Consider the following 10,470-nt stretch of genomic DNA (forward strand, 5'->3'; position numbering starts at 1 on the left):
CTGCATCTCCATACCATTTGCTTGGAAAGGAGATGCTTAATAAATTTACGTTTAAAATGAAAAAAATACAACTATTCTTTATCGCTTTGATGTTGCCGATGTTAGCTGCCGCACAGACAATAAAGTCTCCTGACGGCAAAGTGAGCTTAACGTTTTCACTTACCGGCAATGGTGTGCCTACATATTCGATGACATACAAGAACAAAGCTGTAATCAAACCAAGTCACTTAGGACTTGAACTAGCTAAAAACAAGCATGCCTCTAAAGGCTTTAAGGAGACTGACCTAATGGATGGCTTTACAGTTGCCGACACAAAAACTTCAACATTCGACGAGACTTGGAAACCTGTATGGGGGGAAACTTCAACCATTCGCAATAATTATAATGAAATGGCTGTAACTCTTAATCAGGAATCAAGCAACCGTAATATCATAATCCGCTTCCGCGTTTATGATTATGGTATGGGACTTCGTTATGAGTTCCCACAACAAAAAGACTTGAACTATTTTATAATCAAGGACGAACATACCCAGTTTGCTATGACTGGGGATCATAAGGCTTGGTGGTTACCGGGTGACTATGATACACAGGAATATGAGACAGTTACTTCTAAGCTTTCTCAAATTCGAGGACTAATGAAGTCTGCTGTTACAGAGAACTCTTCTCAGACTACATTCTCACCAACTGGAGTGCAGACCGCTTTACAGATGAAGACCGATGACGGACTCTATATCAATATACATGAGGCTGCATGTGTTGACTATTCTACAATGAGCCTGAACCTTGACGACAAGAATATGGTGTTTGAGTCTTGGCTCACTCCTGATGCCGAAGGTATGAAGGGCTATATGCAGACACCTTGTAAATCGCCTTGGAGAACAGTTATGGTGAGCGATGATGCCCGTGACATGCTTTCTTGCAAACTCACACTTAATCTTAACGAACCATGTGCTCTTTCTGATGTTTCTTGGATTCATCCAGTAAAGTATTGCGGTGTATGGTGGGAGATGATTGTTGGTCGAAACTCATGGAGTTATACTAATGATTTGCCTTCTGTACGTCTTGGAGTAACTGATTACTCTAAATGTAAGCCAAATGGAACTCACGGAGCTAATAATGCTGAAGTTAAGAAATATATTGATTTCGCAGCAAAGAATGGACTTAACGAGGTCCTAGTTGAAGGTTGGAACGAAGGTTGGGAAGACTGGGCTGGAAACTCTAAGTTTGATGTTTTCGACTTTGTCACTCCTTATCCTGATTTCGATATCAAAATGCTTAATGACTACGCTCATTCAAAGGGCGTGAAACTACTTATGCACCACGAAACTTCTTCATCGGCTATCAACTATGAGCGCCACATGGAAGATGCTTTCAATTTGATGAATAAATATGGATACGACGCAGTGAAGACGGGTTATGTAGGAGATATTATCCCACGTGGTGAACACCATTACGGACAGTTTATGAACAATCATTATCTTTATAATGTAAAGATGGCTGCAAAGCATCATATCATGGTTAATGCCCACGAGGCTACACGTCCTACCGGACTTTGCCGCACATATCCTAACCTTGTTGGTAACGAGAGTGCAAGAGGTACAGAGTATGAGGCTTTTGGTGGAAGCAATCCTGATCATACTGTAGTATTGCCGTTTACTCGTTTGCAGGGTGGTCCAATGGACTATACACCTGGCATCTTCGAAACTCAGTTGAAGACTTGGTCAAAGAATACTTCTTATGTGCATACCACATTGTGCGGTCAGCTAGCTCTATACCTTGTAATGTATAGTCCGTTGCAGATGGCTGCCGACCTTCCTGAACATTATGAGAAGTATGATGATGCTTTCCAGTTTATACGTGATGTAGCGGTAGATTGGTCTGATAGTAAATATCTAGAGGCTGAACCTGGTGATTACATTACTGTAGCGCGTAAAGCTAAGGGAACAGATAATTGGTTTATCGGTGGCAAGTGTGACGAGAATGGTCATAAGAGTACCATCAAACTTGATTTCCTTGAAAAGGGAAAGAAGTATGCTTGCACCGTATATGCAGATGCAAAGAATGCCGACTATGAGAAGAATCCAAAGGCTTATGTTATCACAAAGAAAGCTGTAAAGAAAGGTGACGTGCTGAAAATTGATGAGGCACGTGGTGGCGGATTTGCAGTTAGCGTTATTAAGCTTTAATGTTTATATTATGAATATAAAATCCTTATATATGACAGCATTGTCAGCTTTGCTATTTCAGTTTGCTCAAGCACAGGATGTCTTTAATGAGATGTCTTACAGTCCTGAGCAGACTGTTTTTAGTCTGAACTCACCTAGTAAGGGTGTTGTTCGCATATACGACAATGGTATTTCAGGCAAGTTGCTCAAGACCATAAGGATGAAGAGCGATGGCGCTGATAAGTGGAAAGTAATTATAAAAGGCAATCTCAAGGGAAAGTTCTATACGTTTGATATAGGCAAAGGGGAGACTCCTGGCGTTTTTGCAAAGGCTGTTGGGGTTAATGGCAGACGTGGAGCAATCCTTAACATGCTTGATACTAATCCTGATAACTGGGATGCCGATGTGCGACCGTTGATAAAATCACCTGCCGACTTGGTTATTTATGAAATGCATTGGCGTGATTATTCTGTTGATGCGTCTTCTGGGATAATCAATAAGGGTAAGTTTCTTTCTTTAACCGAACCGAAGGCGATAGAACATCTTAAGCAATTGGGTATTAATGCCGTTCATATTTTGCCTTCTTTCGATTATGCATCTGTTGACGAGACACACCTTGACAGTGCACAATATAACTGGGGGTATGATCCTGTAAACTATAATGTGCCCGATGGTGGATATTCCACAGATCCTTATTCTCCGGTAAAGCGTATCTATGAGTTTAAACGCATGGTGCAGGCTTTGCATAATGCTGGGATAAGAGTTATCCTTGATGTTGTGTATAATCACACATTCGATCTCAAAAACAGCAACTTTGAAAAGACGTATCCAGGATATTACTATCGCTATAATGCTGATGGAACACCGTCTAACGGTTCTGGATGTGGAAATGAGACGGCTTCAGAAAAGCCTCTCATGCGTAGTTTCATGCTTGAGAGTGTAAAATATTGGATTAATGAATATCATATTGATGGTTTCCGTTTCGATCTCATGGGGGTACATGACATTGAGACGATGAATGAGATACGCGCAGAGGTAAATAGCATTGATCCTACAATATTTATATATGGAGAAGGTTGGAGTGCCGGTAATTGTGCATATCCTGTAGAGAAACTAGCAGTAAAGGCAAACATATTAGAAATGCCTGGAATAGCTGCTTTCAGTGATGATATGCGCGATGCTCTTCGTGGTCCTTTTAACGACGATCATAAAGGTGCATTTCTTGCTGGCATTTCAGGAGAGGAAGAAAGCTTGAAATTTGGTATCGTTGGTGGTATCATGCATCCACAGGTTGATATGCAAAAGGTAAACTATGACAAGAAACCTTGGGCCTTGCAGCCAACACAACAGATTAGCTATGTGAGTTGCCACGATGATATGTGTCTTGTTGACCGTCTAAAGAGTTCTGTGCCGAATGCTGATGCAGATCAGATTATACGTCTTGACGAGTTAGCTCAGACTGCAGTATTCCTTTCTCAGGGTGTCCCGTTCATGCTCAGTGGTGAAGAGATGTTGCGCGATAAAAAAGGTGTGCATAATTCTTTTAGTTCGCCAGACACTATAAATAGTCTAGACTGGAACAATATGGATAAGTATCCACAGGTGTTTGAATATTATAAGAACTTGATACAGCTTAGGAAGAATCATCCTGCTTTTCGTCTCGGAGATGCCGATTTGGTCAGAGAAAAACTTCAGTTCCTTCCTATTCAACCATGTATGGTAGGTTTTATATTAAAAGACAATGCCGGTGGTGATAAATGGAAAAATATCATTGTACTGCTCAATGGTAATAACTCGCCATGTGACGTTGATGTTCCGCAGGATGAGTATACCGTTGTCGGTTGTGACGGAGTGATTAATGAAAATGGATTAGGACAGCTTGCTGGCGGTAAAGTTACTGTAGATGCACAGTCTGCCTTGATAATGTATAATAAATAAATACCAATGAAGCAATTTATATTCAGTATCAGTTTATTATTGTCTGCAATGACAATGAATGGTGCAGTTAAGGTTAGCAAGGTCGAACCAGCAAACTGGTTTGTTGGGATGAAAAATCCTTCCCTTCAGTTAATGGTTTATGGTAAGGACATTAAGAATGCCGATGTAAAGGTTAACTACAATGGAGTAAAGGTTGACAGCGTGGTGCGTCTTGATTCACCAAACTATCTCTTAGTTTATCTTAATGTTGGCGGGGCAAAGGCTGGTGAAATGCCTTTGAAGTTTTTTACAGGCAAGTCTTCTGTCACAATTAAGTATCAGTTGAAGAATAGGGCAATGGAAGGTGACAAGCGTTATGGCTTCTCTAATTCCGATGTACTTTATATGCTCATGCCAGACCGTTTTGCTTCTGGTAAGAATATCAGTAAGCCTTTGAAGGGCATGAATAAATATGTTGTAGATCGAACTATGCCTAGTCTTCGTCATGGAGGCGATATAGCTGGAATACGTCAGCATCTTGATTATTTCAATCAACTTGGTGTTACGGCGTTGTGGTTTACTCCTGTATTGGAAAATAATTCTCCAGATAATAATGGTTTCAGTACTTATCACGGTTATGCCACAACTGATTATTATCGTGTAGATCCAAGATTTGGAACAAACGACGAGTACAAAGCTCTTATTGATGATGCCCATAAGCATGGGCTGAAAGTCGTAATGGATATGATTTTCAATCATTGTGGATTTGAACATCCTTGGGTTGCCGATATTCCTTCTGCCGACTGGTTTAATACCCCGGATTGGTTAAAAGAAAAGAAACTTGATGGTCGAAATCCTATGACAGGTTTCGGGGCAAAGGATGGTAAGTCAAAATATCTTCAGACAAGTTATAAGCTAACTCCTGTATTAGATCCTTATGCAAGCAAAATTGATTTGCATGAGACTGTAGATGGTTGGTTTGTGCCAAGCATGCCTGATCTTAATCAGCACAATCCGCATGTAATCAAATACCTAATTCAAAATAGTGAATGGTGGATAGAAACTGTTGGTATAGACGGAATCCGCATGGATACGTACCCTTATGCTGATAGAAATGCGATGTCGTTATGGATGAAGACAATTGATAACGAATATCCCAACTTTAATACTGTTGGTGAAACTTGGGTAACTGAACCTGCTTATACTGCTGCGTGGCAGAAAGATTCAAAGTTATCTACTGTCAATAGTTATTTGAAGACGGTAATGGACTTTAGTTTCTATGATAAGATTAATCAGGCAAAGAACGAAGAGACTGATGATTGGTGGAAGGGACTTAATCGTATCTATGGTAGTTTCTGTTACGATTATCTTTATCAGAATCCATCAAATGTTATGGCTTTTATTGAAAATCACGATACTGATAGATTCCTTGGTAATGGTAAAGACACGCTTGCTCTAAAACAGGCATTATCTATATTGCTCACAGTTAACCGTATTCCTCAACTCTATTATGGAACAGAAGTGCTGATGAACGGTACTAAGGAAAAAACGGATGGTAATGTGAGAAAGGATTTCCCTGGAGGTTTTGCTGGTGATTCTCATAATGCCTTTACAGCAGAGGGTAGGAGTATGGATGAAAATGCCATGTTTAATTGGGTAAGCAAACTGCTGCATTGGCGTCAGAATAATGAAGTTGTTACCAAAGGAAAGCAGATTCAGTTTGTTCCTTTCAAGGGCGTTTATGTCATAGCACGTCAGTATGGAGGTAAGACAGTTCTTACAATTCTTAATGGTACAACAAATGATGTTTTAATGCCTGTATCTCGTTATGCTGAGGTTATTGGTAGCAACAGTTCTGCAAAGGATGTCGTGACTGGAAATAGCGTTGATATATCAAAAGATATAAAATTACAGCCTCGCCAGTCTATGATTATTGAATTTTAGTTCAGTCTAGTCTATTATAAAGAAGCCTTAACTCCTTGATATTGTTATATTGGAGTTAAGGCTTTTTGTTAATGTCTTTTTGCTGTGCAGCTTTTTATTGTTGTCAGTCATATTATCACCTTATGCTTTTCATTTTTTAGCTACGTAGCTACGTCATCTCCTGAACCGGCTTTATACAAAGGGAAGGAGAACGTTTGTACTAGGAAAGTTAGCTACGTCAGGCTACGTTCAAGCTACGTCAATATCAGGTGTTTTGATATAGAATTGAAGTCTTAGCCCAAAAACATAGGTGAATTTCAATATGACATTCTTTCTGAGATATATATTTAAACGCTTATATATATTATGTACGTACGTGCGTACTAGGACTTTTTAAAATATAAGTGTCTAAGTGTCGAATGTCTGACTATCAATATGTTAGCTGTGATTTAAGTGTCGGTGAAGTGTCGGTAAGGTGTCGGCGCATTTCTGATTTTTACCGACACTTCACCGACACCTTGCCGACACTTGTTCTTAACATAACTTCCTGATGATCAAGGACTCGACACTTCGACGCTTTTTTTTAGAAAACTGTATGTAGGAAGAATGAAACCTAGAAGACTGACGGCAGACCATTAATACCCATCCATCAAACCGTTTCTACGATCAAACGTTTCTATTGTATCGTTATAACGTTTTCATTCCTACGACATAACGTTTGCATTCCATCGATCAAACGTTTCCGTTATATCGTTAAAACGTTTCCATTCCATCGTTAAAACGTTTTCTTTTTCCGGTTCAAAAGTAATCCCGAATAATTCCATCTTTTCCGTTTCATCGTTGAAACGCCATCCCATGCCGTAGCTCGAACGTAGCCTGCCGTAGCTGTATTTCTGTAAAATATTACGTAACTTGCTAAACAACAGTAAGTTAATCCGTTTACGTAGCTTCGTAGCTAGAAAAAACGAATTTTCACAGGTAGGAATCCCCTTTGTTTAGCTATTTGTCTGGCATAACTATAAGCATTAAGAGTTCCTTTTATATATAATAATGTGTATATATTTTGAAATACATGATTCTGTCAACAAAACGGAAATAATGAAATATAATTGAAACTTTTTCATAAAAAGATTTGGAGGTTCGGATAAAAACCTATACTTTTGCATTCGCTTTTGAGAACAACGCTTCTCTTACAGCAAAAGAAAGAGTTCTTTGAAAAGATTTACATAGACAGAAAAGTAGTACAAGAAGCGAGTGCTGGGATTTATTTCGGTACTCGGGTAAAAAGAAACAAACCGTCACCGGACTTAGGTTCGGTTTCGAAAAAATCAGGTTTTAGACTACAATAATTTAGGAGATTCGTTCTGAACAGATTACAGACATTCTAGAAATAGAATATATAATATTTTACAATGGAGAGTTTGATCCTGGCTCAGGATGAACGCTAGCTACAGGCTTAACACATGCAAGTCGAGGGGTAACGAGAGGAAAGCTTGCTTTCCTTGTCGACGACCGGCGCACGGGTGAGTAACGCGTATCCAACCTGCCCACAACTAGGGAATAACCTTGCGAAAGTAAGACTAATGCTCTATAATTTCCTTTGACGGCATCTGATTAGGAATAAAGATTTATCGGTTATGGATGGGGATGCGTCTGATTAGCTTGTTGGCGGGGTAACGGCCCACCAAGGCAACGATCAGTAGGGGTTCTGAGAGGAAGGTCCCCCACATTGGAACTGAGACACGGTCCAAACTCCTACGGGAGGCAGCAGTGAGGAATATTGGTCAATGGGCGAAAGCCTGAACCAGCCAAGTAGCGTGCAGGATGACGGCCCTATGGGTTGTAAACTGCTTTTATACAGGGATAAAGTTAGCCACGTGTGGTTATTTGCAGGTACTGTATGAATAAGGACCGGCTAATTCCGTGCCAGCAGCCGCGGTAATACGGAAGGTCCAGGCGTTATCCGGATTTATTGGGTTTAAAGGGAGCGTAGGCCGTCTGTTAAGCGTGTTGTGAAATGTAGATGCTCAACATCTGAATTGCAGCGCGAACTGGCAGACTTGAGTGTGCGCAACGTAGGCGGAATTCGTGGTGTAGCGGTGAAATGCTTAGATATCACGAAGAACTCCGATTGCGAAGGCAGCTTACGGGAGCACAACTGACGCTGAAGCTCGAAAGTGCGGGTATCGAACAGGATTAGATACCCTGGTAGTCCGCACGGTAAACGATGGATGCCCGCTGTTGACCCACCTGGGCCAGCGGCCAAGCGAAAGCATTAAGCATCCCACCTGGGGAGTACGCCGGCAACGGTGAAACTCAAAGGAATTGACGGGGGCCCGCACAAGCGGAGGAACATGTGGTTTAATTCGATGATACGCGAGGAACCTTACCCGGGCTTGAATTGCAGAGGAAAGATCCAGAGATGGTGATGCCCTTCGGGGCCTCTGTGAAGGTGCTGCATGGTTGTCGTCAGCTCGTGCCGTGAGGTGTCGGCTTAAGTGCCATAACGAGCGCAACCCCTTTCTTTAGTTGCCATCAGGTGATGCTGGGCACTCTGGAGATACTGCCACCGTAAGGTGTGAGGAAGGTGGGGATGACGTCAAATCAGCACGGCCCTTACGTCCGGGGCTACACACGTGTTACAATGGCCGGTACAGAGAGACGGTTGCTTGCAAAAGTAATCCAATCCTTAAAGCCGGTCCCAGTTCGGACTGGGGTCTGCAACCCGACCCCACGAAGCTGGATTCGCTAGTAATCGCGCATCAGCCATGGCGCGGTGAATACGTTCCCGGGCCTTGTACACACCGCCCGTCAAGCCATGAAAGCCGGGGGTGCCTGAAGTCCGTGACCGCAAGGAACGGCCTAGGGCAAAACTGGTAATTGGGGCTAAGTCGTAACAAGGTAGCCGTACCGGAAGGTGCGGCTGGAACACCTCCTTTCTGGAGACGATTTTCCAACAATGGATTATATATAAGGATAGAACAAGAGTTTGGTTCTTTTCCTTCTTGTACTCACTGAACTGTTTATAGATATAAGAGAAATAAGGAAGCTGGGCAGCAAAAAGCCCACGTAGCTTGAATGAACCAGCTGGAAGATATAGTCCTATAGCTCAGTTGGTTAGAGCGCCACACTGATAATGTGGAGGTCGGCAGTTCAAGTCTGCCTGGGACTACTCCTTACAATCCCTCGGGGGATTAGCTCAGCTGGCTAGAGCACCTGCTTTGCAAGCAGGGGGTCAACGGTTCGAATCCGTTATTCTCCACACATGGAACATACTTTTGATTAAGTATATGCATTCCAGATAGATCTTTGACATATTGACACAAGCAAAACTGTAAAGTAATAAAGTTCAAACTTTGAAATCAAGAAAATCGCAAGATTTAAGGATTTCACTTAACAGCTGAAAGTATGAGCAACCTCATGACATTAATGTCATGTTGGCGAAAGAAAGTAAGAAAGGGCGTATGGTGGATGCCTAGGCTCACAGAGACGATGAAGGACGTGATAAGCTGCGATAAGCTTCGGGTAGGTGCAAATAGCCGCTGATCCGAGGATTTCCGAATGGGACAACCCGTCTGTCTGAAGGACAGTCACTCACGCCAGTCGTGAGGGTTAACCCGGGGAACTGAAACATCTTAGTACCCGGAGGAAGAGAAAATAAATAATGATTCCCCTAGTAGTGGCGAGCGAACGGGGACCAGCCCAAACCGGTGATGTGGCAACGCACCGCCGGGGTTGTAGGACCACGTGATTGTATGGAGACAATGAACAGAATGAACTGGAAAGTTCAGCCATAGCGGGTGATAGCCCCTTATGTGAAGTTGAATCCGGCATAGTGGTATCCTGAGTAACGCGGAGCACGAGGAATTCTGCGCGAATCTGCCGGGACCATCCGGTAAGGCTAAATACTCCTGTGAGACCGATAGTGAACCAGTACCGTGAGGGAAAGGTGAAAAGAACTTCGATAAGAAGAGTGAAATAGTTCCTGAAACCATACGCCTACAAGCGGTCGGAGCTGAGCAATCAGTGACGGCGTGCCTTTTGCATAATGAACCTACGAGTTACCATCTCTGGCAAGGTTAAGGGGTTAAGCCCCGCAACCGCAGTGAAAGCGAGCCTGAACAGGGCGTTCAGTCAGAGGGGGTAGACGCGAAACCAAGTGATCTACACTTGACCAGGATGAAGTTCCGGTAACACGGAATGGAGGTCCGCACCAATAAGCGTTGAAAAGCTTCTGGATGAGTTGAGTGTAGGAGTGAAAGGCCAATCAAACTTGGAGATAGCTCGTACTCCCCGAAAGGCATTTAGGTGCCGCGTGTATTGATCCTCATGAGAGGTAGAGCGACCGATAGGTCAAGAGGGCTTCACCGCCTATCGAGACCTGACGAACTCCGAATGCTCATGAGCGGCAGATATGCAGTAAGGGGACGGGTGCTAAGGTCCGTTCCCGAGAGGAGAAGAATC

Annotated in this window: 3 protein-coding genes, 2 tRNA genes and 2 rRNA genes (1 of these 7 cut by a window edge); all 7 read left to right on the forward strand. The window is 42.6% G+C overall.

The window, feature by feature from the left end:
* The first annotated feature begins 56 nt into the window (after window positions 1-56).
* Entirely contained in the window at window positions 57-2,186 is a 2,130-nt protein-coding gene (locus prwr041_RS07780; RefSeq protein ID WP_207153262.1) for a glycoside hydrolase family 97 protein, read from the forward strand.
* Window positions 2,187-2,196: 10 nt separating this feature from the next.
* Window positions 2,197-4,104 (forward strand): type I pullulanase, encoded by a 1,908-nt coding sequence (gene pulA, locus prwr041_RS07785; protein WP_207153263.1) that lies wholly within the window; start codon window positions 2,197-2,199, stop codon window positions 4,102-4,104.
* A gap of 6 nt (window positions 4,105-4,110) precedes the next feature.
* Entirely contained in the window at window positions 4,111-6,027 is a 1,917-nt protein-coding gene (locus prwr041_RS07790) for a glycoside hydrolase family 13 protein (protein ID WP_207153264.1), read from the forward strand.
* Window positions 6,028-7,415: 1,388 nt separating this feature from the next.
* A 16S ribosomal RNA gene (locus prwr041_RS07795) occupies window positions 7,416-8,945 on the forward strand.
* Window positions 8,946-9,104: 159 nt separating this feature from the next.
* Window positions 9,105-9,178, forward strand: a tRNA-Ile gene (locus prwr041_RS07800).
* Window positions 9,179-9,194: 16 nt separating this feature from the next.
* Window positions 9,195-9,268: transfer RNA gene (locus tag prwr041_RS07805), tRNA-Ala, on the forward strand.
* Between the two features lie 182 nt (window positions 9,269-9,450).
* Window positions 9,451-10,470: ribosomal RNA gene (locus tag prwr041_RS07810) — 23S ribosomal RNA — on the forward strand; it runs 1,878 nt beyond the window's last position.
* The 16S and 23S rRNA genes sit together here with 2 tRNA genes alongside, the layout of an rRNA operon.

The sequence above is a fragment of the Prevotella herbatica genome (genome assembly GCF_017347605.1).
GTDB lineage: Bacteria > Bacteroidota > Bacteroidia > Bacteroidales > Bacteroidaceae > Prevotella > Prevotella herbatica.